Source organism: Bradyrhizobium iriomotense (genome assembly GCF_018129405.1).
Lineage (GTDB): Bacteria > Pseudomonadota > Alphaproteobacteria > Rhizobiales > Xanthobacteraceae > Bradyrhizobium > Bradyrhizobium iriomotense_B.
The window spans coordinates 1-22398 of record NZ_JAFCLP010000038.1 but is presented as its reverse complement, the minus strand read 5'-3'; the positions used below and the strand labels follow the sequence as shown (position 1 = coordinate 22398).

Genomic DNA, 22398 nt, shown 5'->3' with positions numbered 1-22398 from the left:
CCATAGAGAGTCAGCTTCCGAGCCCGGCCACAAGCCTTCCGAGAAGTGTGAATGTCGTAGCCCACAAGGGGAGAGGGTGACAGCCCGCGCTCTCGATGAGCTACGATCTTGCACCACTCCACTGCCGCGACGACGTAATCATCTTCTCCTGCTGCTCCTCGACGCGCGTCCAGTCGTTGCCGGAGCACCAGAAGCGGCCGAGTGCACAGGCCTCGACATGAAGCCTGCCGGAGCTCTTCAGTGTCATCCTTGCATAATAAGTGTTGCCGCTGGAGCGGCTGTAGATGCTGCCGGTCCAGACGTCGTGCGATTTCGGCTTCATGTTGACGAGCACGCTCTCGCCCCGGCTCGACGTCTCGGTGAGTGCATAGCCGCACAGCGCGGGGCCGCAGCGCTCGATGCGGACCGTGCCCCTTGCACCGGTGCTCCCCCATTCGCCCAGCGGCAAATAGGTCGCCTCGTCGTCGCTTCGCTGTGCGATCGTTGTGCCCTGCTTGCTCTCAGGCCTCGGGGCAACCACCGGCGGCTCCACGCGCGGCGGATCGAGCGTGACAGTCCTCGGCGGATCGACCCGCTGCAGGTCAACCCGTGGCGGATTGGGACTCGGCGCCTCAACTCTTGCTGCCTCCGGTCTTGGCGCCGGCGGCAGCACAACGGACTGCGACGTCGTCGCAGCAAGGACGGGGACCGTCGGTGCCGGTGATGGCGCGACCCCGGTCGGCTGCGGCGGCCGGACCGAAGCGGCCGGAGTGACAGGCTGCGGCGCCTGGACGATCGGTGCGGGCGCAGGCGGGGCCGGTGTCGTGTGGACCTCTTCCGCCGGCCGAAGGCTGCGACTGGACACCGAAACACAGGAGGCGGACCGGCAATTTCTGGGCGCCTCGACCCGGAACCGGTGACCGCCGATCGAGAAGGAATAGGAACCGGCCTGGGCCGCGGGCGCAATCGCCGTCAATGCGATCAATAGGCCAAGCGAAGTCGCAAGCCGCTGCATCGGCGCCTCCTGTGGTGTCGCGCCAAGGTTACGCGGCATGAGCAGCGGCTGAATGTGCGCTCGCTCACCCAGACGCGCGCGAGCCGTTGTGACGTCCGTCACGGAAGGCGGGACTGGCCCGGCGTAGGGTCGAACCACGCTTCATCCACCAGCGACTTCAGTCCATCTCGGGACCCGCGCAATTCTGGAGGTTGTCATGAACAAGCTCACCATCGCCGCCACCGCGCTCTTCCTTGCTTCGACCGCCGCCGCGCATGCCGGCAGTTCGATCTCGTTCCAGATCGAGGGCCAGCGCATCCGCATCGAGACGCCGCGCAACTGCGCCTCGCTCGATTGCGTGACCATCGTCGCGCCGGGTCTGTCGGACAAGCCGATCAAGCTGAACAACATCAACCTCAAGGGCCTCGGCGGCTCCAAGGACGATGACATCGACACCACGCCGGCTCCGGCCACGACCGCGCAGCCCGCGCCGGCTCCGGTGCAGCAGCAGCCCGTGCAGCAGGCGCCGGTTCAGGCGACCGCACCGGCGGCCCCCGTTGTTGCTCCCGCGCCGACCGTTGCCGCCGCGCCGTCCGTCGATACGACGGCGCAGCCGGCGCCCGTTGCGGCCCCTGCTCCGGTCGCGGCCGCGCCCGCTCCTGCTTATGTGCCCGCTCCGGCTCCGGTGGCCGCCGCGCCCGTGGCTGCGCCGAATTCGCCGATCGGCGTGTGGGCGACCGAAGAGAACAAGGGCAATGTCCGCGTCGAGCAGTGCGGCGCCAATCTCTGCGGCTACGCCGAGAAGACCAATGAGCGCATCCTGATCAACATGAAGCCCGAGGGCTCGAAGTGGAGCGGCCGCATCCGCGATCCGAACTCCGGCCGCAACTACGACTCCACGATCGCGATGAAGGGCCCGAACGCGATGCGCGTGCAGGGCTGCGCCTTCGGCGGCATGTTCTGCGGCGGCCAGACCTGGAAGCGCGTGAGCTGACGCGCGGAGCGCGTCATCCCTATTGCGCAATTGCGCAATGGGGGCGATGCAAAGCATCGAACTATGGTGCGCAATTGCGCACCTGAGGATCTCGCACGACGGAGTCCACTACAACTTAGAGATTCCGGGTTCGCGCTACCGCGCGCCCCGGAATGACTGTCAAAAGCATGGCGCCGCGTCCCTCACCGGACGTGGCATTTGAACATTCACCCCTCCCATGCGACAGACGTTCATCCGCCATTCAGCCTCACACGGCTGATATCGGCCGATCTCGCCTCGCGTTCTCACCGGGACATCCTCGTGACTTCAATGGTGGCTTGGCGCCGCTCCGTGTTCGCGCTCGTGCTGCTGGCCTTGCCGGCTGCCGACGGCAGCGTGGCTTTCGCATCCGATGCAATCGAGCTTGCGCAGGCGCAGCCGCAAGCTGAACCGGCGCCTGCGCCTTCACCGACGCCGTCAGCTTCACCAACACCGGCGGCAGATCCGCAATCCACCACCGTCGAGCCGATCGGCAACGTCGCGACCGTGACGGGGATCGCGACCGTGATCCGCGACAGGAACTCCTATCCGCTGCGGGTGCGCGACGACATCTATCTCAACGACATCGTGCAGACCTCGTCGAACTCCTCGCTCGGCATCACCTTCAACGACGCCACCACGTTCAACCTCTCCGCCAGCGCGAAGATCACCATCGACAATTACGTCTATGAGGACGGCGGCAAGCAGAATTCGGCGATCTTCGACATCGGCAAGGGCACGGTCGCCTTCGTTGCGGCTGCCGTCGCGAAGACCGGCGACATGAAGATCGCAACGCCGACCGCGACGCTCGGCATCCGCGGCACCACGGGCGTCGTCGACGTGCCCGAAGGCGCAGCGGCGAGTAGCGCGAACAACGTCAACATCAAGCTCTATCCCGACGCCGACGGCCGGGTCGGCCACATCGAGGTCAACGACCGCAGCAGCGGCGCCCGGCTCGGTGCGCTGACACAAGCCGCGAGCGGCTTTGCCATTCGGCCGGGCGCAGCCACGGCCGGAGTCATGCGCTTTGCCGCCGTGCCGATCACGATTGCTCCGCAACAAATCGCGCGCGATCGCGGCTTCGTCAGTCAGGTGCATCTGGCCCAGACCACGGGCCGGCAGATCGTGACCGAGCAGCGCGACTTCCGCCGCGCCAATCCGGCCGCGATCAGCCGCCTTCCGCGGCCATCGCAACCGCCGCAGCAGCAGCAATTGCGGCCGACGATCGCGCCCGGTCAGCAGCCGCAGCGGCCGAACGGCCAGCCCGGCCAGAACAACCGTCCGGGCCAGCAGCAGCCGGGCACGCCGGGCCGGCAAGGGACACAGCAACCGCAGCGGCAGGGACAAGGCGGCGCGGTGCAGCCGGGTGGCCAGCGCGCGGGTCAGGGGCAGCAACAGCGTGGCCAGCAGCAAGACGTGGGACGTCCAGGTGCACCGCGGACCGGACCAGGCACCAACCGCACGCCGCAAACGCAGCCGCAGCGCGGCGGACAGAGTCAGCCTGGAGGAGTATTGCCGCCGCAGCCGGGCGCGACGCCGCAACCCAGTCCGCAGCCGCAACAACCGCGCACCGGCATGCAACCCGGCCAACCGCCCGCGGCTCAACAGCCCGGCATCCAGCGCCAGGGCGGATTCCAGCAGCGCCTCCCCGCCGCACAACGCCCCGCAGCGCCGCGCAAACCGGCGCCGCCGAAGGAGAAGGAGCGGCGCTGACTCTTCCTTCTCCCCTTGTGGGAGAAGGTGGCGCGAAGCGCCGGATGAGGGGTATCTCTCCGCGAATTCAGACGCGAGAGCTTCACGCGCGGAGAAAGACCCCTCACCCGTCTCGCCGCTTCGCGGCGAGCCACCCTCTCCCACAAGGGGGCCCACAAGGGGAGAGGGTGCACCGTCAATGCCGCACTAATATTCCGCGCAAGTAATTCACGCCTCGCCGCGCAGCCAGGCCTTCACCTTCTGCAGCAGGCCATGCCGCAGTTCCTCGACAGACGCCGCTTCGGCCGGCGTCAACGTCTGCAAGGCGGCATCGATATCGTCCGCCGCCAGCGTCGGCGCGGGTGCCGGCGATGGCACAAGTCCTGCCGCCGCGAGCGCAATCGGACCGATCTGCGTCAGGAACGCGCGCTCATATTCGCGCGACAGGCGGGCGATCGCATCGTCCAGCGTCAGCCAGTCGACCGCCTTGATGTCGTTCATCAGCTTGCGGACCGGACCGCCGTCGGCCTCCATGCGCCAGAAATGCACGACTTTTGAGCGGCCGCCGGACTGGTAGACAAGCGTGCCCAAAAATTCGTGGATGGCGACGTCGTGGCCGGTCTCTTCCAGCACCTCGCGGTGCGCAGCTTCCTTCGGCGTCTCGCCGTCGTCGAGCTTGCCCTTGGGCAGGACCCATTCATTGCGCTTGCGCTGACGCACGACTGCAACCAGCGGCACCGCTCCCCGCCGCAACACAATACCACCCGCCGCCATCACCGGCGCTCGCGCCATCACTCAAATCCGTATCGTCGAATCGTCCCCGAGAGACGATATAGGCGGCGGGGACGGCGGATTGAAGGCTACTTTCTCCTGAGCAATGCCTCGCCTGCACGAATGCGTGTGCCCTCGGCAATGCCGTCACAGAAGGTAAAATCGCCGGGCGCGAGGATGATGATGGTCGAGCCATGCTCGAACCAGCCGAGCTCCTCGCCCTTGCTCACCTTGACGTCGCAGGGGAAATTGACCGGCCCCTTCGTCTGCGCGTTCAGCACCATGTCGAGGAAATGCAGGCGGATGCTCGCAACCAGAATCGCGGCCACCGGCACCAGCGTCACTGCCTCGCCAGTCGCCAGATGCGTCCGGATCACCGCGCGCTCGTTCTTGCAGAACAGACGCTCGACCCTCTTCAAGGCGATCGGGTTGACGTTCCAGACGTCGCCATGGATCAGCGTCACGCGCTCGATATGCGCGTCATAGGGCGCGTGGAAGCGGTGATACATGCTCGAGGTCAGCCGCAGCGTGACGAAGGAGCCGTTGCGGTGCTGTTCGACCAGCGCTGAATCACCAAGCAAGTCCAGCAGTGAATAGGGCGCGCCCTTGACCTGGAACAGCTCGGTGTCGGCGATCTTCCCATGAGCGCCGACGATGCCGTCCGAGGGGCTGGCGACAATGGATGGGTCGGGATCAAACGGCCGCAGGCCTGGCTTCAGCTCCCGGGTGAAGCAGTCGTGCAGACTCCTGAAATGAGTCTTGCGTGCCTCCGACAGGTCGAGGTCGGAGAACAGCTTCCACAGCGCGATCGAGAAGTCCCGCACGAAGGGATTCTCGATCTTGGAGAACCAGCCCATGAAGCGGGTCAGCGCCGCGCGGGGGATGCGGTTGGTCAACAGGAAGTTGAGGTCTTCCTGCTGGGTGAAAGAGGCGATGAGGGCTTTGACTGTCATGAATCTGTCAGCTCACAGTATTAGCGCTTGTTGTCATGGAAACGACACTCCCGATTCTCTCATTTTCCGTGGCCGCCGCAGCGTCTGCTGCCGCCGTCCTCCCGAAGATCAAGGCGCGGGTCGAGTTGTCCCGCGCCAAGCACCGGTCGCTCGCCGGGCATTCGAAGATGTCGCGCCGGGTGGCGCGGCTGCTCCCGTTCTACGAGTTCGAAGGCGACAAATATTTCGGCTGCGACGGTGCGCCCGCGAACATCGTGGCCCAGCGCAAGGACGCCTTCTTCCGCCTCGCACGCCTCTACGCCGAGCGCTACCCCAGGGGCCGCGCGATGACGAAGGAAGCGGCGGAGTCGATCTCCGACCTGAATTTCACCGAGAGCTACCGCGTGCCGTTCCAGTTCTCGCGCCTCGTCCGCGAGCATCTGGGCACCTCGACCTTCATGGAGTCCTCGCGCGGCGTCACTGTCACCGATGTCGACGGCAACACCTCCTACGACCTCACAGGATCCTACGGCGTCAACATCTTCGGCAACGACTTCTACAAGGAGTGCATCGAAGGCTCCGAGAAGCGGGCGCATGCGTTGGGCCCCGTGCTCGGCCCCTACCACCCCGTCATCCTCGAGAACGTGCAGCGGCTCTGCCAGATCTCCGGCCTCGACGAGATCTCGTTCCACATGTCCGGCACCGAGGCCGTGATGCAGGCGGTGCGGCTGGCGCGCTATCACACCAAGCGCACGCATCTCGTCCGTTTCGCCGGCGCCTATCACGGCTGGTGGGGCGACGTGCAGCCCGGCGTCGGCAATCCCATTCCCGCGCACGAGACCTACACCCTCGCCGAGATGTCGGAGAAGACGCTGCATGTCCTGAAGACGCGCAAGGACATCGCCTGCGTGCTGGTCAATCCGCTGCAGGGCCTGCATCCCAACGTCAACGCGCCCGGCGATTCCTCGCTGGTCGATTCCTCCCGCGGCGGCAATTTCGATCGCGCCGCCTACACGGAGTGGCTGAAGAAGCTGCGCGAGATCTGCACCGAGCGCGGCATCGTCCTGATCTTCGACGAGGTGTTCGTCGGCTTCCGCCTCGCTGCCGGCGGCGCCCAGGAATACTTTGGCGTCAAGGCCGACATGGTGACCTACGGCAAGAGCCTCGCCGGCGGCCTGCCGGTCGGCGTGGTCTGCGGCAAGCGCGAGCTGATGCGCCGCTTCCGCGACGATCGTCCCGCCGACATCTGCTTCGCCCGCGGCACCTTCAACTCGCACCCCTACGTCATGACCGCGATGGACGAGTTCCTGAGCCGGCTCGCCAGCCCGAACTTCCGCGCCGTCTATGACGGGCTGGAGGAGACCTGGAACGGCCGCGTGAAGAAGCTCAACGAGATGATGGAGGGCGCCGACCTGCCGGTGCGGTTCGCCAACTTCTCGTCGATCTGGACGGTGAAATACACCACGCCGTCCCGCTACAACTGGATGCTGCAATATTACCTGCGCGCCGAAGGCCTGGCCCTGAGCTGGGTCGGCACCGGCCGGCTGATCTTCAGCCTGAACTACACCGACGCCGACTTCACCGAAGTCGCCGACCGCTTCGTCCGCGCCGCCGGGAAGATGAAGGCCGACGGCTTCTGGTGGCACGATGGCGCGCTCACCAACAAGCAGATCAAGCGGCAGATTTTGAAAGAGATGCTGGCCAAGCGCTTTGGGCGCTGAGGCCGGTTCTTTCCACATAACCACTGTCATTCCGGGGCGGCTCGAAGAGCCGAACCCGGAATCTCGAGATTCCGGGTCTGGTCCTTCGGACCATCCCGGAATGACGGCGTCTGTGGCAGCGCTCGATCCCACTTCCCCGCGCGCGAGGAGAGGTGAAGGAAGCACCGCGTTCGCAGCCCCCAAGACGTGGATGCCCGGCACAAGGCCGGGCATGACGTAACCATCAGACATCGGAGTGTGCAGTGTGCGCCGCGCGCTCAGGCGTGCTGCTCTTCGAGCACGGGCTCGTCGATGAAGCCCAGCGTGTGCTCGGGGTTGAGGTGCAGGCCGGGGTCCATCAATTCGCCGCGCATCAGAGCGAGCGGAGCGCTGCGATAGAGCATCAGATCGTGGAACGGGTCGGTCAGGATCTTGGTCATCCAGACGAGGCCGGTCTCGACGTCGCGGATGAAGAACAGGTGCACGGTGCGGAACAGAAGACCGCCGCCACCGACCACCAGCCAGATCTTCGCCACCTGACGCATGAAATCGGTCGCGCTCGCCCAGGGCGTGAACAGGCCGAACAGGGTCGGATCGACGACCAGCACCAGCGGCGATAGCGCCCAGATCGCCATCAGCACCACCTTGCGCTGCAGGTTGTAGCCGACCTTGATCTCTTCCTTGTACTCGTGGGTCGCCTGGTTGATGTGGTCGTAGGTGTGCGGCTCGAAGAAGAAGTGACCGGCCTGGCGCGAGGTCATCGAGACCAGCCAGCCGACCAGCGCGGAGACCACGGGATCGATGAACAGCCAGACATAGGCGAAGAGAAAGCTCAGCGCGCTGACGAAGTGCAGGCTCTGATTGATGCGGCTGTGGTGATAGTAGCGATGGTCGTCCCAGCGCTGGATCCGCAGCTGCTCGAGATAGTTCTTGATCATGCTCTCCCCCAAAATGCTTTCGGGTTCAGGATTTACAGGGATTCGATGTAGGCCGTGTGACATCATCATTTTGTCATGTGACGATGTGCAGCGGCGCGATGACGCATGTGAACGCGTGAGCGGCGGATCGCGCCGCCGCACTTACGCAGCCTTGCTCAAGCCGCCTTGGCGACGTCGACCTTGCGGAAGCGCACCAGCGAGAAATGACCGAGCGGCGGGATCAGGCGGCGCTCGGCGAGCTCGATGCCGTTGGCACCGGCGAGCCACTTGGCGTAGCGCGACCAGGCGAACTCGGCGGTGCGGAAGCCGAGCGGACGCACCACCGGCTGCAGCTTCTGCTCGATGAAGCGGCGCATGCCGGCATCGGCGCTGACGCGGGTGAGGATGATCAGCTCGCCGCCCGGACGCAGCACACGGGCGAATTCGTCGAGCGCCTTCTCCGGATTCGGGACGGCGGTGACGACGTACTGCGCCATCACCACGTCGAACGAGTTATCGGGGAATTCGAGCTTCTCGGCGTCCATCACCGCGAGGCCCTCGACGTTCTTCAGCTTGCCTTCGGTGACGCGCTGGCGCGCCTTGTCGAGCATGGCTTCCGAAATGTCGGTGCCGAAGATGCGCAGGTGCGGCGCATAGAGCGGCAGCGAGATGCCGGTGCCGACGCCGACCTCGAGCACGCGGCCGCCGATCTTGTTGGTGGCCGCGATCGCGGCCTGCCGGCCCTTGGCGAACACGCCGCCGAACACGAGATCGTAGACGGGCGCCCAGCGATCGTAGGCCTGCTCGACTGTGCCACGGGTGAGGTCGAGCTGCTGGGTGCCGTCAAGGTTCATGATCTTAGCCATCGATGAGGTTCTCGCTGTGGATCCAATGAAAGGTCAACCGCGCACCGGCCGCCGCGCCATGCGAGGCGAGGCGCGCAGGACGCGGCTGGGCTGAAGTGACGTGAGATTTCCGACGAACTGGCGCGCGCTGTTTTCCCAGGAACGCTCCAGCGCAAAATTACGGCAGGTCTCGCGCGACATGGTGAGTGCGCGCAGGCACGCGGTACGCAGATCATGGTCGATTGCGCCGATCGGGTGATCGGCGATGACGTCCTTGGGCCCCGTCACCGGAAACGCCGCAACCGGCGTGCCGCAGGCGAGCGCCTCGAGCTGCACCACGCCAAACGTGTCGGTCAGGCTCGGAAACACGAACACGTCGGCGGCGGCGAGATGCGCGGTGAGGTCGGCACCTTTCTTCTCGCCGAGGAACACTGCGTCGGGATACTTCTTCTCCAGCGCCGCCTTCTGCGGACCATCGCCGACGACGACTTTGGTGCCGGGCAGATCGAGCGAGAGGAACGCTTCGAGATTCTTCTCCACCGCCACGCGGCCCATGGTCATGAAGATCGGGCCCGGCAGGTCGAGCTTGGCCGGCGCGTCGGGGTGGAACAGCTCGGTGTTGACGCCGCGCGTCCAGAAGCCGAGCCGCTTGAAACCGCGCTCGGACAGCTCCTGCCGCAGCGAAGGCGTCGCCACCATGGTCATCGCGGCGGCATCGTGGAAATGGCGCAGCACGGCATAGCCGACCGCGGCCGGGATGCCGGTCCGCACCGAGACGTATTCCGGAAAGCGGGTCGTATAGGATGTGGTGAAGGCGAGCCGGTTGCGACGGCAATAGGCCCGCGCCGCCCAGCCGATCGGGCCTTCGGTCGCGATATGCAGCGCATCGGGCGCCGCCGTCTCAATCCGCCGCGCGATCTCCTTTCCGCTCGGCAGCGCGATGCGCAGGCCGGGATAGGTCGGCAGCGGCCAGGACGGAAAGCCGTCCGGCGTCAGAAATTCGATCTCGACGTCGAGCGCCTTGGCCGCGTTCGCCAGTGAGGTCAGGGTGCGGACCACACCGTTGACCTGCGGATGCCAGGCGTCAGTCGCGATTAATACCCGCATGGGGAAATCCCGAGAGTTTGATGATTCTCGGCTTTCGACCATCAACCAAGGATATTTCAGGCGTGTGACGTCATAGAAGTGTCGGCCCGCTGTTTTGTTCGTTAACGGACCCCTGCAGCCACGAAACTGTCATGAAACAATCCTTGCCGCGATGAAACCGTTTTCGGTTTTCCGCGCAAACGTCCCGAAACTTGTTTCCCTTAGTGATTTACGCAACGGAGCACCGCAACGGTGCCGCGGTGGCCTTTCAAACACCGAGCAAACAGGGGCGATCAATGTTCAATCTGGACACGTTCAAGACGTATTCGCGCGCCGTTGCTTTTGGCGCAGTCGCGATCTCCGCGGTCGCATTCGCAGGCCCGGCCAAGGCCGCGCCGGTGCAGCTCTTCCCGTTCTTCCAGCCGCTGCCGCCGATGGCCGCGCCGCAGCCGATCCAGCCCTATCAGCCCTATCAGGCGGCGCCCTCTCAGGCCGCGCCGTCGGAAGATCAGGACACCGTCGAGATGCCGGCCCGCTTCCGCCGCCAGACGGTTTCCTACGCGACGCGCGAGGCGCCGGGCACCATCATCATCGATACGCCCAACACCTATCTCTATTACGTGCTCGGTAACGGCCAGGCGCTGCGCTACGGCATCGGCGTCGGCCGCGACGGCTTCACCTGGTCCGGCATCCAGTCGGTGAGCAAGAAGGCCGAGTGGCCGGACTGGACCCCGCCGCCGGAAATGATCGCTCGCCAGCCCTATTTGCCGCGCCACATGGCCGGCGGCCCCGGCAACCCGCTTGGCGCCCGCGCCATGTATCTCGGCGGCACCATCTACCGCATCCACGGCACCAACGCGCCCGAGACAATCGGCAAGCACGTCTCCTCCGGCTGCATCCGCATGACCAACGTCGACGTCACCGACCTCTATTCCCGCGTCAACGTCGGCACCAAGGTGATCGTGCTGCCGATGACGGAACGCCGCGCGGAGCTCGGCGCCGCGACGCGCTGAAGCGACAGGACATTGTGACGCAAACGGCCCCGGAACCCACCGGGGCCGTTTTCGTTTGCCCTCGACATCCCGACGCGCGCTCGCTGCGGTGCGTTTCGCCATGGAGGCGCATATGCAATCACGCCTGCAAACATCGCCAAGCACATGGCTGCGCACGATCGTTGGTGCGGGAGCACTGACGTCGCTCCTGGCCGCCCCCTCCTTCGCGCAGCAGCCGGCGAGCGACGCGGCGGCTCAGCAGGCCTTCAACAATGCCTGCCGCACCTGCCACTCCGTGAAGGAAGGCGACAACCGCCTTGGTCCCAACCTCAACAAGATCGTCGGGCGAAAGGCCGGCGCACTGCCGGACTACAATTATTCGTCGTCGATGAAGGAAGCCGGCTTCGTCTGGGACCAGGACAAGCTCACCCGCTTCATGGTCAAGCCGGACGAGGTCGTGTCCGGCAACAAGATGCAGCCCTATGGCGGCATCTCGGCCGAGGAAGCAGGCAAGATCATCGCGTATCTGCAGGCGGCGGGTGCGCAATAGGAATGCAGCGGCGCTAGGTGGCCACCGGCTCATGCCGTCGCTCGACATGGAACGATTTCGCCGTGATCAGCCAGACATCGTGGATGCGGTGATATGACAGGTAATCAACGTATTGGAGCACATCGATCCGAACGCGAACCTTCACCAGGGCTTGCGCTGGCGACGCCAGATCGATCAGCAATATCTCCTGAAGGCACGGAGCATTCTTCGATTTGGGCGACGGCGCCGCGGCCAGCAGCGCCCTGTAATCCCGGACCGGCAATATCCGCAATTCTCCATCGCGGAAGCCGTGGAGCTGCGCGGTCGGCGCAAAGACGCGGTCGAACTGCGAAACGTCGTTGTCATACATCAGCGTGAAGTAACGCTCGACGGCCTCCAGCAGAGGGGCGATGTTCGGGCTTTCGGTCATGGCTCACTCCATCAGCAACAAGATCGGAGCAACCCATCCCACGGAAAGCCGAGGCATGTCCTTGCGAACTGGGCTAGTCTCGACGGGTCGGGCGCAATATTGCGCCCTTCTCGATCCAACAGGATGCGGTTCATGCCAAAATGCGAGCTGGATGCGATCGACCGGCGCATCGTCACCGAACTCCAGACCAATGCCCGACTGAGCAACATCGAGCTGGCGGATAAGGTCGGGTTGTCGCCATCACCCTGCCTGCGTCGGGTGAAGCGGCTGGAGCGGGACGGCTATATCGACGGTTACCGCGCCTCCCTGCGGCGCAGCCGCCTTGGACTCGGCTTCTCGGCCTTCCTCGGCGTCAAGATCAACGGCCATGCCAACGACCAGGCGCTGAGCTTCGAAAGGACCGTCGTTGCCATGCCCGAGGTCGTTGCCTGCCACCTCGTCTCCGGCGAAGCCGACTACCTCCTCGAGATCGTCGTGCCCGAGCTCGAGGATTACCAGCGCTTCCTCGTCGACAAGCTGCTCAATCTGCCGATCGTGCGGGAGGTTCGCAGCAGCATCGCGCTCCAGACGCTCAAGGCCGGCGCGCCTCTGCCGCTGGCGCACCTGGCTTCGTCATGATCAGACTGCTGACACCCGCCGACGCGGCGCTGTATCGCCCGATCAGGCTGGAAGCCCTCGCCGCGCATCCCGAGGCCTTTGCCAGTGCGTTCGCGCGCGAGCAGGAAAAGCCGCTTGCCTGGTTCGAGGAGCGTCTCACGACGTCGGATGTCTTCGGCGCCTTTATCGCGGAGGAGCTTGTCGGCGTCGCCGGCTTCTGGCGGCAAGAAGGCGCCAAGACCGAGCACAAGGCCGTTCTCTGGGGCATGTATGTACGCCCCGATGCGCGAAAATCCGGCATGGCGCGACGCCTCGTGGACGCGGTCGCGGCACATGCCGCAGAGCGGGTCGAACAGCTCCAGCTTGCCGTCGTCAGCGAGAACGCGGCCGCTATCCGGCTCTACACGGCCGCCGGGTTCGTTGAGTACGGCCGCGAGGTGGAAGCCCTCAAGCTGGACGGCCGATACTTCGATGAAATCCTGATGGCCTTGTTCTTCGACCGAAGCGGCAAGTGACAAAAGCCATCCGGTTCTCACCGGATGGCGCCACGCCGCTCCGCGATCAGCCTCAGCCACGCCGCCGAATGAAACGCGCTCATCAGGAGATACATCGGCACCATGCCGCCGAGCAGGGACCCCTGCCCGGCGCCGCACAGCATGTCCGCCGGGCCGCCACTGATCACGGCCGTCAGCATGGCCATGACCGCGAAGGTCGGCGTGGCCGCCAAGGCCAGCCATCTGGCGAGATGGCGGGCGGCCGTCACGCCATCGCGGCTGGCGGGCGCAGTTGCGCTGGCGGGACTAGTCACGACCTTCCGCGGCCTCCTTGCGAAACGCCTTCTCGCCGGCGTCCGAGATCTCGACCCATTTCTTGTCGGGCGCAGCGCCTTCCGCGTAGCTGTCGTGCCAGTTCCACCATTTGTAGGTCGGCGTCTGCGGATAGCCCTTCGGCGAGTCCTCCCAGACCTCCTGCCGGCCGAGCGGGGTGATGTCGAGATAGTTCCAGGTGCCGCCCATCTGCTCGTCGCCGCGGCTCTTGACGAAATAGGTGCGGAAGATGCGCATTCCGTCGCGGTAGAACACGTTGGTGCCGTGCCACTCGTCGACGCCGAAATCGGCATCGAAGCTGTCGGTGATGGTGACCCAGGGCATGGTCCAGCCCATCCGCTTCTTCAAGCGCGCGATGTCGGCCTGCGGCGCGCGCGAGGCGAACACCAGCGTGGTGTCGCGGGCATTCAGATGCGAGACATGGGCAACCTGGTCGGCCACCATGGAGCAGCCCCGGCAGGCGTGATCGGGCCAGCCGAACACGCCGGGCTCGAAGAAAGCGCGGTAGACGATCAGCTGCCGCCGGCCCTGGAACAGATCAGCCAGACTGACCTTGCCGCCGGGCCCCTCGAACGCATAGGTTTTGGCAACTTCCATCCATGGCATGCGCCGGCGCTCGGCGGCCAGGGCGTCGCGGGCACGGGTATGCGCTTTTTCCTTTACGAGCAGTTGCTGGCGGGCGGCCTCCCAGTCCTGCGCCGACACCACCGGCGGGGTCTGCATGGCGGCCTGTCCGTTGGTTCCGGCTTTTTCTGCTGATGTCATCATGACTCTCCAAAGCTTTTGCTTGACGTCCTGCCAACGATTTCTGGCACCAAGCGGTTGCGCGGTGGGAGTAACAAGTGTGGCGGGATTGACATGGAGTCGCTGATCACGGCCGCCGCGCGGGCGCTCGAGGCCGGCGATCCGCTCGGCGCGCTGAACCGTGTGGCGCTGCGCAACGATGCACCATCGCTGGCGCTGCGCGGCATTGCGATGGCGCAGCTCGGCGATCTCGCCAAGGCCAAGGCGCTGCTGCGCAGCGCTGCGCGCGCCTTCGGTCCGCGCGAGGCGGTGGCGCGCGCAAGATGCGTGGTGGCCGAAGCCGAGATCGCGCTCGTCTCGCGCGATCTGGGATGGCCGCCAAATGCGCTCGCGGCCGCGCGGGCGACACTCGCAAAGCATGGCGATCTCGCCAATGCCGCGCATGCCGGTCACATCGAAGCGCGCCGCCTTCTTCTCCTTGGTCGGCTCGACGAGGCCGAGCGCACGCTGGCCGCCCTCGGCATCTCCGCGCTCCCGCCGGCATCGCAAGTCGTGCGCGAGCTCGTGGTTGCCGGCGTCGCAATCAGGCGGCTGAAAGCAGGGGATGCCCGCGCGGCGCTCGACCGCGCGGCTCATGCAGCGCGGCAAGCAAAAATCCCGGCGCTGATGGCCGAGGTCGACAGCGCGAACCTCATCCTCGACACGCCGGCAGCACGCCTGATCGCACGCGGCAGCGAACACCCGTTGCTGCTCGGAGAGGTCGAAAGGCTGGCGACCTCAACAGCGCTCGTCGTGGACACCTTCCATCATGTCGTGCGCAGGCAAGGCGACGTCGTGTCGCTCGGAACACGGCCGGTGCTGTTTGCGCTCGCCCGCCTTCTGGCGCAGGCATGGCCGGCGGATGTCTCGCGCGAGAGGTTGATATCAGGTGCGTTTCAAGCAAGGCACGCCGATGAATCTCACCGCGCGCGATTGCGCGTCGAGATCGGGCGGCTCCGCACCCAGCTCGAGCCGCTGGCCGACATCAGCGCGACCAGCCAGGGTTTCGTGCTGGCGCCGCGGAAGACGCGCGATGTCCTCGTGCTGGCAAGGCCCGTGGAGGAGAAGCACGCCGCCCTCCTCGCCTTCCTCACCGACGGCGAGCCGTGGTCGAGCTCGGCGCTCGCCCTTGCGCTTGGGATCAGCCCACGCACCGTGCAGCGGGCCCTCGAGGAGCTGGCGCGGTCGAACAAGATCCAGAGCTTCGGACACGGACGTGCGCGCCGCTGGATGACGCCGCCCGTCCCTGGTTTCCCGACAGGCTTGTTACTCCCCACGCCGCTGCTGAAGACGTAAGGTGCATCACCTCACAGGGATCAGACACATGAAGCGTTCAGCTGCCGAGATCGTCAGGGAATACGGACCTTTTGACGGCGTCGAAGCCGTGCATGGCGTCACCTATGACGGCACCCATGTCTGGTTCGCATCCGGCGACAAGTTGAATGCGGTCGATCCAGAGAGCGGCAATATCGCGCGCTCGATCGACGTCGCCGCGCATGCGGGGACCGCGTTCGACGGCCGGCACCTGTTCCAGATCGCCGAGGACCGCATCCAGAAGATCGACGCCGCGACGGGCAAGGTGATCTCCACCATCCCCGCGCCCGGCGGTGGCGGCGATTCAGGTTTGGCCTGGGCGGAAGGCTCGCTCTGGGTCGGTCAATACCGGGAGCGCAAGATCCATCAGATCGATCCGGCCACAGGGAAGGTCCTCCGCACCATCGAGAGCAAGCGCTTCGTGACCGGCGTGACCTGGGTCGACGGCGAACTCTGGCACGGCACCTGGGAAGGCGAGGACAGCGACATCAGGCGGGTCGATCCTGACACCGGCAAGGTGCTGGAGCAACTCGACATGCCCCAAGGCACGATAGTCTCCGGCCTGGAATCCGATGGCGGTGACCGCTTCTATTGCGGTGGCGGAGATCGCGGCAATGTGAGAGCGGTCCGCCGTCCGCGGCACGGCTAGCCCCGCGACACGCGGCAACGGCGCGTTAGCGACCGTTAACCTGTTCGCCCCAATTCCACCCCACCGGTGCGCTCTAGCGCCCTCCTCGCCCGCCCTGTAAAATCCCCGGCGGGGCGGCTTGGGGGATTGATGCGACTGACGTTGAATCTGAAGACTATCCTGATCGCCGTCGTGGTGCTCGCGGCGTCGTTCTTCATCAGCCTCAAAGTGATGGACTGGCTTTCGCCGCGCGCGACGAATTCCGCGCCGCCGGTCGCCCAACTGCCGCCGCTGCCGCCGGTCGCGAAGAGCTCCATCGTGGTCGCGCCGGTCGCCATCGCGCTGTCGGCGATCCGCGAGCAGGCCGAGAAGGCCGCGCCGCGCAATTTCGCCGGCAAGGCCGACAATCCGATCTCGCAGATCCTGGAGAACGCCGATATCGGCTGGACCGCGGTGCGCGGACCGATGGCGGCTGCCGGCGACAAGGACGTGCTGACGATCTCGACGCCGCTCACCGGCAAGCTCAACGTGACGGGCTCCTTGTCGGCGAAAGCCACCGGCGCGCTGGGCGATGCGCTCGGCAGCGTGCTCGGTGGTGACGCCGCAAAACGGATCGGCGCGGTCAACATCAAGAATTTGAACGCCAGCGCCGAGATCAAGGGCAACGTCATCGTCACCTCGCGTCCGAAGCTCGCAGCCAACTGGTATCTCGAGCCCAATCTCGGCGCCCAGGTCAATCTCGGCGACACCAACCTCAACGTCTCCGGCGCCAAGGTCAACGTGCCGGCGCAGGTGAAGCCGCTGATCGACAAGAATGTCGGCGAGCAGATCAACCTCGTCTCCGAGCGCATCCGCAACGATCCCTCGCTGCGGGAGAACGCCAGGGTGCAATGGGCCAAGGCCTGCCGCTCGATCCCGCTGCAAGGCTCGGGCAGCTCGGCCGCGTTGCCGCCGCTGTGGCTGGAGATGAAGCCGATCCGCGCCATCGCCGCGCAGCCGCGCGTCGATGCGCAGGCGGTGACGCTGCTGCTCGGCCTCGAGGCCGAGACGCGCGTGACCTCGGCCCCGACCAAGCCGGACTGCCCGTTCCCCGACAAGATCTCGATCGTGCCGCCGACCGGCACCGGCGTGAACATCGGTGTGCCGATCGACGTCCCCTTCACCGAGATCAACAAGCTGATCGCGGCGCAGATGGTCGGCCACACCTATCCCGAGGACGGCTCGGGCCCGGTCGACGTCACCGTGAAGAGCGTCAACGTGATCCCGTCGGGCGACCGGCTACTGATCTCGCTCTTGGTGCGCGCCAAGGAAAAGAAGAGCTGGCTCGGTCTCGGCGCGGAGGCGACCGTCCACATCTGGGGCCGGCCGATGCTCGACCAGGCGCAGCAGACGCTGCGGCTCGCCGACATCCAGCTCGCGGTCGAGTCCGAAGCGGCCTTCGGACTGCTCGGCGCGGCTGCCCGCGCGGTCGTGCCGCAGATGCAGCAGGCGCTGGTGCAGAAGGCGACGCTCGACCTGAAGCCGATCGCCGCCAACGCGCGCGAGAAGATCGCGGCCGCGATCGCCGACTACCAGAAGAGCGAGGACGGCCTCAAGGTCGACGCCAAGATCGACAGCCTGACCCTCGCCGACATCGCCTTCGACTCCAAGACGCTGCGCGTGGTCGCCGAAGCCGGCGGAACGCTCAATGTGTCCGTGACGAAGCTGTCGGGGATGTAGCGCGCCCGCTCGCCTCTTCGTCGCTTGCGCCGCTGGCATTCTCGCCGCAGGATGCTAGTCTCGCACAGCATTGTAGGGGACAACGCGAGGACAACATGGAAGCCGGCATGGTCACGCCTGCGCCGGCATTGGTGCGCTTTTCCGGCATTCAGAAGACCTACGATGGCGAGCATCTCGTGGTGAAGAACCTCGATCTCGACATCAGGAAGGGCGAGTTCATCACCCTGCTCGGCCCGTCGGGGTCGGGCAAGACGACCACGCTGATGATGCTGGCCGGCTTCGAGATTCCGACCCATGGCGAGATCTACCTCGCGGACCGGCCGATCAAGAACGTGCCGCCGCACAGGCGCGACATCGGCATGGTGTTCCAGAACTACGCCCTGTTTCCGCACCTGACGATCGCGGAGAATATCGCCTTCCCGCTCTCCGTTCGCAAGACGAACAAGGCGGACGTGCAGGAGCGTGTCAGCGCGGCGCTGCGCATGATCAAGATGGAGACCATGGCGCAGCGGCGGCCCGGGCAGCTGTCCGGCGGTCAGCAGCAGCGCGTGGCGCTGGCCCGCGCGCTGGTCTTCAATCCGCAACTCGTGCTGATGGACGAGCCCCTGGGTGCCCTCGACAAGCGCCTGCGGGAGCAGATGCAGCTGGAGATCAAGCAGCTGCACGAGACGATGGGCATCACCATCGTCTACGTCACCCACGATCAGAGTGAAGCGCTGACCATGTCGGACCGCATCGCCGTGTTCAACGACGGCATCGTGCAGCAGATCGACAGGCCCGACGCGCTGTATGAGCATCCGGTCAACAGCTTCGTCGCCCACTTCATCGGCGAGAACAATGTGCTGGCCGGCACCGTCGAAACCATCGACAAGGATTTTTGCCGCGTCGCGCTGGCCGGTGGCGGCGCCGTGACCGCACGGGCGGTCAACGTCTCGGGCACGGGCGCATCGACCTCCCTGTCGGTGCGGCCGGAGCGTGTCGCGATTCTCCCGGACGGCAGCGCCGGCGAAGGACCGAACCGGCTGCCGGCAAAAGTGCAGAACACCATCTATCTCGGCGACCACGCGCTGGCCGTGCTCGAGGTCGCCGGCAACGGGGAGTTCATGGTCAAGCTTCAACCGGGAGCGCATCACAGCCTCACGCCTGGCGAAGACGTGTTCATCACCTTCCGGCCCGAGGATTGCTTGGCGCTCGATCCCGTCTGATCCAGCGATCAACATCAACGCAATGCACATGAAGAAGGAACAACGACCATGCTGAAGCGCAAGACTGGCAAGATTGCTCTGGGGTTCGTCGCTGCGTTCAGCGCTAGCGCTGCGCTGGTCACGGTCGCGGAGGCGCGTGACCTCACCGTCGTATCGTGGGGCGGCGCGTATCAGGATGCCCAGAAGAAGGTCTATTTCGAGCCGTTCAAGAAGGTATCAGGCGTTGCCATGAACGACGAATCCTGGGACGGCGGCGTCGGCGTGCTGCGCGCCAAGGTGCAGGGAGGTGCCGCCACCTGGGACGTCGTCCAGGTCGAGAGCGACGAACTCGCGGTCGGCTGCGAGGAAGGCCTGTTCGAGAAGCTGGACTATTCCAGGATCGGCGGCGAGGCCGCCTATATCCCGCCGTCGGTCAACGCTTGCGGCGTCGGCGCCATCCTCTATGACTTTGTACTCGGCTACGACAAGGACAAGCTGAAGCAGGCCCCGAGCGGCTGGGCCGACTTCTTCGATACCAAGAAGATTCCCGGCAAGCGCGCCTTGCGTCAGGGCCCGAAGACCACGCTGGAGATTGCGCTGATGGCCGACGGCGTCGCGCCGAAGGACGTCTACAAGGTGCTGGCGACCGACGAGGGCGTCGATCGCGCATTCAAGAAGCTCGACACCATCAAGGGCGACATCGTGTGGTGGAAGGCCGGCGCCCAGCCGCCGCAATTGCTCGCCTCCGGCGAAGTGGCGATGACCTCGGTCTACAACGGCCGCATCGATACCGCGAACAAGAACGAGAAGAAGAATTTTGGCATGGTGTGGGACGGCGCGCTCTTCACGCTCGACAGCTGGGTCATCCTGAAGGGGAGCCCTAACAAGGACGCGGCCTACAAGTTCCTCGACTTCGCGGGCAAGGCGGAGAACCAGTCCAAGCTGTCGGAGAACATCGCTTATGGCACCTCGAACAAGGACGCAGCCGGCCGGCTCGCGCCCGCCGTCCTGAAGGACCTGCCGACGGCGCCTGACAACATCAAGAACGCGGTCGAGATCAACGTCGCCTTCTGGCTCGAGAACATCGATCGCCTGACTGAGCGCTTCAACAAATGGGCCGCGAAATAGCGCGCGGCGCAAGGCTCGAGCCATGACGGATGCGCTCCTGCCCGGCGCCAATGCGCAGGCCGAGGTGCCGCTCAAGCGCCGATTGAGGCGTGCAGAGCGGACACGTCAGGTCAGGGCATTGGCGCTGGTAGCGCCGCTTCTCGTCTTCCTGCTCTTCACCTTCGCAGGCCCCATCGCCGGCATGCTCTGGCGCGCGGTCGATGACAGGGAGGTGCGCCAGGTCCTGCCGCAAACCATCGCCGCTCTCGCCGACTGGGACGGCAAGGACCTGCCGGATGAAAAGGCCTATGCAGCGCTGGCCAGCGACATCCTGGCGGCGCGCGCTGCCGGCACCATCGCGATTGCGGCCAAGCGGCTCAACTACGCGCTGAACGGCTTCCGCACCATCCTGACCAGTACGGCACGCAACCTGAAGGCAGTGCCGGAGCCCGGCACGGCCAAGGAGACGCTGGGCAAGATCAATTCGGCCTGGCGCGAACGCGCCACCTGGACGACGATCAAAGACGCCAGCGGCCCAGTGACCGGCTTCTACCTTCTCGCGGCGCTCGACCTGACGCGGAACGCGGACGGCGCGATCGTCGCGGCACTGCCGGATCAGGCCATCTACCGCGACATTTTCGCCCGCACCTTCCTCATCAGCCTCGGTGTCACGGCACTCTGCCTGATCCTCGGCTTCCCGGTCGCCTATTTGCTGGCGACGCTGCCGCCCGGCCGGTCGAACCTCTTGATGATCTTCATCCTGCTGCCGTTCTGGACGTCGCTTCTGGTCCGCACCTGCGCCTGGATCGTGCTGTTGCAGAGCAAGGGCGTCGTGAACGACAGCCTGCACTGGCTCGGCATCATCGACGAGCCGCTGCGCCTGATCTACAACCGCTTCGGCGTCTGCGTGGCGATGACCCACGTGCTCCTGCCGTTCATGATCCTGCCGCTGTACAGCAGCATGAAGGCGATCTCGCCCGCTTACATGCGCGCCGCCGCCTCGCTCGGTGCGCCACCCCTCACCGCGTTCCTGCGGATCTACCTGCCGCAGACCCTGCCCGGCATCGGTGCCGGAAGCCTGCTCGTCTTCATCCTGGCGCTCGGCTACTACATCACACCCGCGCTCGTCGGCGGTGCCGCCGACCAGATGATCAGCTATTTCATCGCGCTCTACACGACCGAGACGGCCAATTGGGGCCTGGCTTCGGCGCTCGGTGCGGTGCTGCTGCTGGCCACCGTTCTGCTCGCCCTCGTCTACGGCAAGCTGGTGCAGGGCCAGCAGGTCACGGGAGGGATGAAGAATTGAGCGACAATTCCTCCCTCCGCACGCCCAGCCAGCGCATCGCTTGGACCGCGACCATCGTTGTCTCCACGCTGGTGTTCATCTTCCTGATCGCGCCGATCCTTGCGATCATGCCGCTGTCCTTCAGCTCGGGCTCGTACCTCACCTATCCGCTGCCCGGCCTCTCGTTGCGCTGGTACGACGACTTCATCACTTCGCCGCGCTGGATGAATTCGTTGAAGAACAGCATGATCATCGGCGTCGCCTCGACCCTGCTGTCGATGGTGCTCGGCACGCTGGCCGCGCTGGGACTGGCGCAATGGAAGAGCCGGTTCAAGCCGCTGGTGCTGGCGTTCGTGCTGTCGCCGGTCGTCGTGCCCGGTGTCATCACCGCGGTGGGTCTCTATTTCTTCTTCGCGCCGATCGGATTGACCGGCAGCTATCTCGGCCTGATCCTGGCCCACACCGCGCTGGCGACGCCCTTCGTGGTGATCACGGTCGGCGCGACGCTGCAAAGCTTCGACACAAACCTGGCTCGCGCCGCCGCCTCGCTGGGCGCCTCGCCAATCTGCGCGTTCCGCCGCGTGATCCTGCCGCTGATCCTGCCCGGCCTCGCCTCGGGCGCGTTGTTCGCCTTCGCGACCAGCTTCGACGAGGTGGTGATCGTGCTGTTCATGGCAGGTCCCGAGCAGCGCACCCTGCCGCGCGAGATGTTCAGCGGCATCCGCGAGAACATCAGCCCGACCATCACGGCAGCGGCGGTGATCCTGACGACGGTCTCGGTCATCCTCCTCGCCACTCTCGAAGGCCTGCGCCGGCGCAACGAACGGCTCAAGGGCAGCAGCGACTGAGCGCTCTTCCTTCTCCCCTTGTGGGAGAAGGTGGCGCGAAGCGCCGGATGAGGGGTTCTCTCCTCACGCTCGGCTGCGAGAGAGTTCCTCGCGGAGAGAGACCCCTCACCCGAGCGAGCTTGTATCCACCGGATTCGCTGCCCTCTCCCACTAGAGCATGATGTTTTTACACGGAAACATAGCCTGAGTTTTTGAAGTAGTTGGTGCACTCCTGCTCGGAGAAGAGA

Annotated in this window: 23 protein-coding genes; 14 read left to right on the top strand and 9 right to left on the bottom strand. The window is 65.5% G+C overall.

Going from position 1 to position 22398, the window contains the following annotated elements; all coding sequences use genetic code 11:
• Positions 1-100: 100 nt before the first annotated feature.
• A complete protein-coding gene (locus JQ592_RS38815; protein ID WP_349630527.1) occupies positions 101-520 on the bottom strand; it encodes a DUF2147 domain-containing protein in 420 nt (139 codons plus the stop codon).
• Between the two features lie 670 nt (positions 521-1190).
• Between JQ592_RS38815 and JQ592_RS37515 the strand changes: the two genes are divergently transcribed.
• Both JQ592_RS37515 and JQ592_RS37510 read left to right on the top strand, forming a co-directional pair.
• Positions 1191-1967 carry a DUF2147 domain-containing protein gene (locus tag JQ592_RS37515; protein ID WP_211407731.1) on the top strand — a complete coding sequence of 259 codons (777 nt, stop codon included), beginning with the start codon at positions 1191-1193 and terminating at the stop codon, positions 1965-1967.
• Positions 1968-2276: 309 nt separating this feature from the next.
• Positions 2277-3698, top strand: coding sequence for a FecR domain-containing protein (locus JQ592_RS37510; protein ID WP_211407733.1), 1422 nt, complete (start codon positions 2277-2279; stop codon positions 3696-3698).
• A 207-nt stretch (positions 3699-3905) separates the two neighbouring features.
• On the opposite strand, the gene JQ592_RS37505 is transcribed toward JQ592_RS37510, so the two are convergent.
• Positions 3906-4469, bottom strand: coding sequence for an NUDIX hydrolase (locus tag JQ592_RS37505; RefSeq protein ID WP_211407730.1), 564 nt, complete (start codon positions 4467-4469; stop codon positions 3906-3908).
• A gap of 68 nt (positions 4470-4537) precedes the next feature.
• Positions 4538-5401: an archaetidylserine decarboxylase gene (gene asd, locus JQ592_RS37500; RefSeq protein ID WP_211407729.1), complete on the bottom strand. Its 864-nt coding sequence runs from the start codon at positions 5399-5401 to the stop codon at positions 4538-4540.
• Between the two features lie 35 nt (positions 5402-5436).
• Here asd and JQ592_RS37495 point away from each other — a divergent pair, with 35 nt between their 5' ends.
• Positions 5437-7101, top strand: a complete 1665-nt coding sequence (locus JQ592_RS37495) for an aminotransferase class III-fold pyridoxal phosphate-dependent enzyme (protein WP_211407728.1) — start codon at positions 5437-5439, stop codon at positions 7099-7101.
• 257 nt (positions 7102-7358) lie between these two features.
• Here the strand turns inward: JQ592_RS37495 and JQ592_RS37490 are convergent, their stop codons facing one another.
• The 3 genes from JQ592_RS37490 to JQ592_RS37480 all read right to left on the bottom strand — a co-directional run bounded on the left by JQ592_RS37490 (position 7359) and on the right by JQ592_RS37480 (position 9949).
• A complete protein-coding gene (locus JQ592_RS37490; protein ID WP_080139478.1) occupies positions 7359-8018 on the bottom strand; it encodes a hypothetical protein in 660 nt (219 codons plus the stop codon).
• Positions 8019-8173: 155 nt separating this feature from the next.
• Positions 8174-8863, bottom strand: coding sequence for a class I SAM-dependent methyltransferase (locus tag JQ592_RS37485; RefSeq protein ID WP_092185141.1), 690 nt, complete (start codon positions 8861-8863; stop codon positions 8174-8176).
• 33 nt (positions 8864-8896) lie between these two features.
• Positions 8897-9949, bottom strand: coding sequence for a glycosyltransferase family 4 protein (locus tag JQ592_RS37480; protein WP_211407727.1), 1053 nt, complete (start codon positions 9947-9949; stop codon positions 8897-8899).
• Positions 9950-10224: 275 nt separating this feature from the next.
• On the opposite strand from JQ592_RS37480, the gene JQ592_RS37475 reads away from it, so the two are divergent.
• On the top strand, positions 10225-10941 hold the full coding sequence (locus tag JQ592_RS37475) for a L,D-transpeptidase (protein ID WP_211407726.1): 717 nt from the start codon (positions 10225-10227) through the stop codon (positions 10939-10941).
• A 112-nt stretch (positions 10942-11053) separates the two neighbouring features.
• Positions 11054-11470: a c-type cytochrome gene (locus tag JQ592_RS37470; RefSeq protein WP_211407725.1), complete on the top strand. Its 417-nt coding sequence runs from the start codon at positions 11054-11056 to the stop codon at positions 11468-11470.
• 13 nt (positions 11471-11483) lie between these two features.
• Here JQ592_RS37470 and JQ592_RS37465 read toward each other — a convergent pair whose 3' ends face one another.
• A complete protein-coding gene (locus JQ592_RS37465) occupies positions 11484-11879 on the bottom strand; it encodes a nuclear transport factor 2 family protein (protein WP_211407724.1) in 396 nt (131 codons plus the stop codon).
• 132 nt (positions 11880-12011) lie between these two features.
• Here JQ592_RS37465 and JQ592_RS37460 point away from each other — a divergent pair, with 132 nt between their 5' ends.
• Both JQ592_RS37460 and JQ592_RS37455 read left to right on the top strand, forming a co-directional pair.
• Positions 12012-12497 (top strand): Lrp/AsnC family transcriptional regulator, encoded by a 486-nt coding sequence (locus JQ592_RS37460; protein WP_211407723.1) that lies wholly within the window; start codon positions 12012-12014, stop codon positions 12495-12497.
• Entirely contained in the window at positions 12494-12991 is a 498-nt protein-coding gene (locus JQ592_RS37455) for a GNAT family N-acetyltransferase (RefSeq protein ID WP_211407722.1), read from the top strand. The genes JQ592_RS37460 and JQ592_RS37455 overlap by 4 nt, the downstream gene beginning before the upstream one ends.
• Before the next feature lie 17 nt (positions 12992-13008).
• On the opposite strand, the gene JQ592_RS37450 is transcribed toward JQ592_RS37455, so the two are convergent.
• Positions 13009-13284 carry a hypothetical protein gene (locus JQ592_RS37450; RefSeq protein WP_211407721.1) on the bottom strand — a complete coding sequence of 92 codons (276 nt, stop codon included), beginning with the start codon at positions 13282-13284 and terminating at the stop codon, positions 13009-13011.
• Positions 13277-14071, bottom strand: coding sequence for a DUF899 domain-containing protein (locus JQ592_RS37445; RefSeq protein WP_211407720.1), 795 nt, complete (start codon positions 14069-14071; stop codon positions 13277-13279). The genes JQ592_RS37450 and JQ592_RS37445 overlap by 8 nt, the downstream gene beginning before the upstream one ends.
• Positions 14072-14161: 90 nt before the next feature.
• Between JQ592_RS37445 and JQ592_RS37440 the strand changes: the two genes are divergently transcribed.
• From JQ592_RS37440 to JQ592_RS37410, 7 genes are all read left to right on the top strand, one after another.
• Positions 14162-15382: a helix-turn-helix domain-containing protein gene (locus JQ592_RS37440; RefSeq protein ID WP_211407719.1), complete on the top strand. Its 1221-nt coding sequence runs from the start codon at positions 14162-14164 to the stop codon at positions 15380-15382.
• A 28-nt stretch (positions 15383-15410) separates the two neighbouring features.
• The gene (locus JQ592_RS37435) at positions 15411-16049 is read left to right on the top strand and encodes a Vgb family protein (RefSeq protein WP_211407718.1); all 639 of its coding nucleotides are present in this window, start codon (positions 15411-15413) and stop codon (positions 16047-16049) included.
• Between the two features lie 129 nt (positions 16050-16178).
• The gene (locus JQ592_RS37430) at positions 16179-17747 is read left to right on the top strand and encodes a DUF4403 family protein (protein WP_211407717.1); all 1569 of its coding nucleotides are present in this window, start codon (positions 16179-16181) and stop codon (positions 17745-17747) included.
• A 95-nt stretch (positions 17748-17842) separates the two neighbouring features.
• On the top strand, positions 17843-18952 hold the full coding sequence (locus JQ592_RS37425) for an ABC transporter ATP-binding protein (RefSeq protein WP_211407716.1): 1110 nt from the start codon (positions 17843-17845) through the stop codon (positions 18950-18952).
• 48 nt (positions 18953-19000) lie between these two features.
• Complete coding sequence (locus JQ592_RS37420) at positions 19001-20059, top strand: ABC transporter substrate-binding protein (protein WP_211407715.1); 1059 nt, start codon at positions 19001-19003, stop codon at positions 20057-20059.
• A 22-nt stretch (positions 20060-20081) separates the two neighbouring features.
• Positions 20082-21344: an ABC transporter permease gene (locus JQ592_RS37415; protein ID WP_211407714.1), complete on the top strand. Its 1263-nt coding sequence runs from the start codon at positions 20082-20084 to the stop codon at positions 21342-21344.
• Positions 21341-22171 carry an ABC transporter permease gene (locus JQ592_RS37410; protein ID WP_211407713.1) on the top strand — a complete coding sequence of 277 codons (831 nt, stop codon included), beginning with the start codon at positions 21341-21343 and terminating at the stop codon, positions 22169-22171. Before JQ592_RS37415 ends, JQ592_RS37410 begins: the two co-directional genes overlap by 4 nt.
• Positions 22172-22398: the final 227 nt, after the last annotated feature.

Coding starts and splice junctions, on each gene's coding strand:
- JQ592_RS37515 (WP_211407731.1), top strand. CDS start 1,191: ATGAACAAGCTCACCATCGCCGCCACCGCGCTCTTCCTTGCTTCGACC.
- JQ592_RS37510 (WP_211407733.1), top strand. CDS start 2,277: ATGGTGGCTTGGCGCCGCTCCGTGTTCGCGCTCGTGCTGCTGGCCTTG.
- JQ592_RS37505 (WP_211407730.1), bottom strand. CDS start 4,469: ATGGCGCGAGCGCCGGTGATGGCGGCGGGTGGTATTGTGTTGCGGCGG.
- asd (WP_211407729.1), bottom strand. CDS start 5,401: ATGACAGTCAAAGCCCTCATCGCCTCTTTCACCCAGCAGGAAGACCTC.
- JQ592_RS37495 (WP_211407728.1), top strand. CDS start 5,437: ATGGAAACGACACTCCCGATTCTCTCATTTTCCGTGGCCGCCGCAGCG.
- JQ592_RS37490 (WP_080139478.1), bottom strand. CDS start 8,018: ATGATCAAGAACTATCTCGAGCAGCTGCGGATCCAGCGCTGGGACGAC.
- JQ592_RS37485 (WP_092185141.1), bottom strand. CDS start 8,863: ATGGCTAAGATCATGAACCTTGACGGCACCCAGCAGCTCGACCTCACC.
- JQ592_RS37480 (WP_211407727.1), bottom strand. CDS start 9,949: ATGCGGGTATTAATCGCGACTGACGCCTGGCATCCGCAGGTCAACGGT.
- JQ592_RS37475 (WP_211407726.1), top strand. CDS start 10,225: ATGTTCAATCTGGACACGTTCAAGACGTATTCGCGCGCCGTTGCTTTT.
- JQ592_RS37470 (WP_211407725.1), top strand. CDS start 11,054: ATGCAATCACGCCTGCAAACATCGCCAAGCACATGGCTGCGCACGATC.
- JQ592_RS37465 (WP_211407724.1), bottom strand. CDS start 11,879: ATGACCGAAAGCCCGAACATCGCCCCTCTGCTGGAGGCCGTCGAGCGT.
- JQ592_RS37460 (WP_211407723.1), top strand. CDS start 12,012: ATGCCAAAATGCGAGCTGGATGCGATCGACCGGCGCATCGTCACCGAA.
- JQ592_RS37455 (WP_211407722.1), top strand. CDS start 12,494: ATGATCAGACTGCTGACACCCGCCGACGCGGCGCTGTATCGCCCGATC.
- JQ592_RS37445 (WP_211407720.1), bottom strand. CDS start 14,071: ATGATGACATCAGCAGAAAAAGCCGGAACCAACGGACAGGCCGCCATG.
- JQ592_RS37440 (WP_211407719.1), top strand. CDS start 14,162: ATGGAGTCGCTGATCACGGCCGCCGCGCGGGCGCTCGAGGCCGGCGAT.
- JQ592_RS37435 (WP_211407718.1), top strand. CDS start 15,411: ATGAAGCGTTCAGCTGCCGAGATCGTCAGGGAATACGGACCTTTTGAC.
- JQ592_RS37430 (WP_211407717.1), top strand. CDS start 16,179: ATGCGACTGACGTTGAATCTGAAGACTATCCTGATCGCCGTCGTGGTG.
- JQ592_RS37425 (WP_211407716.1), top strand. CDS start 17,843: ATGGAAGCCGGCATGGTCACGCCTGCGCCGGCATTGGTGCGCTTTTCC.
- JQ592_RS37420 (WP_211407715.1), top strand. CDS start 19,001: ATGCTGAAGCGCAAGACTGGCAAGATTGCTCTGGGGTTCGTCGCTGCG.
- JQ592_RS37415 (WP_211407714.1), top strand. CDS start 20,082: ATGACGGATGCGCTCCTGCCCGGCGCCAATGCGCAGGCCGAGGTGCCG.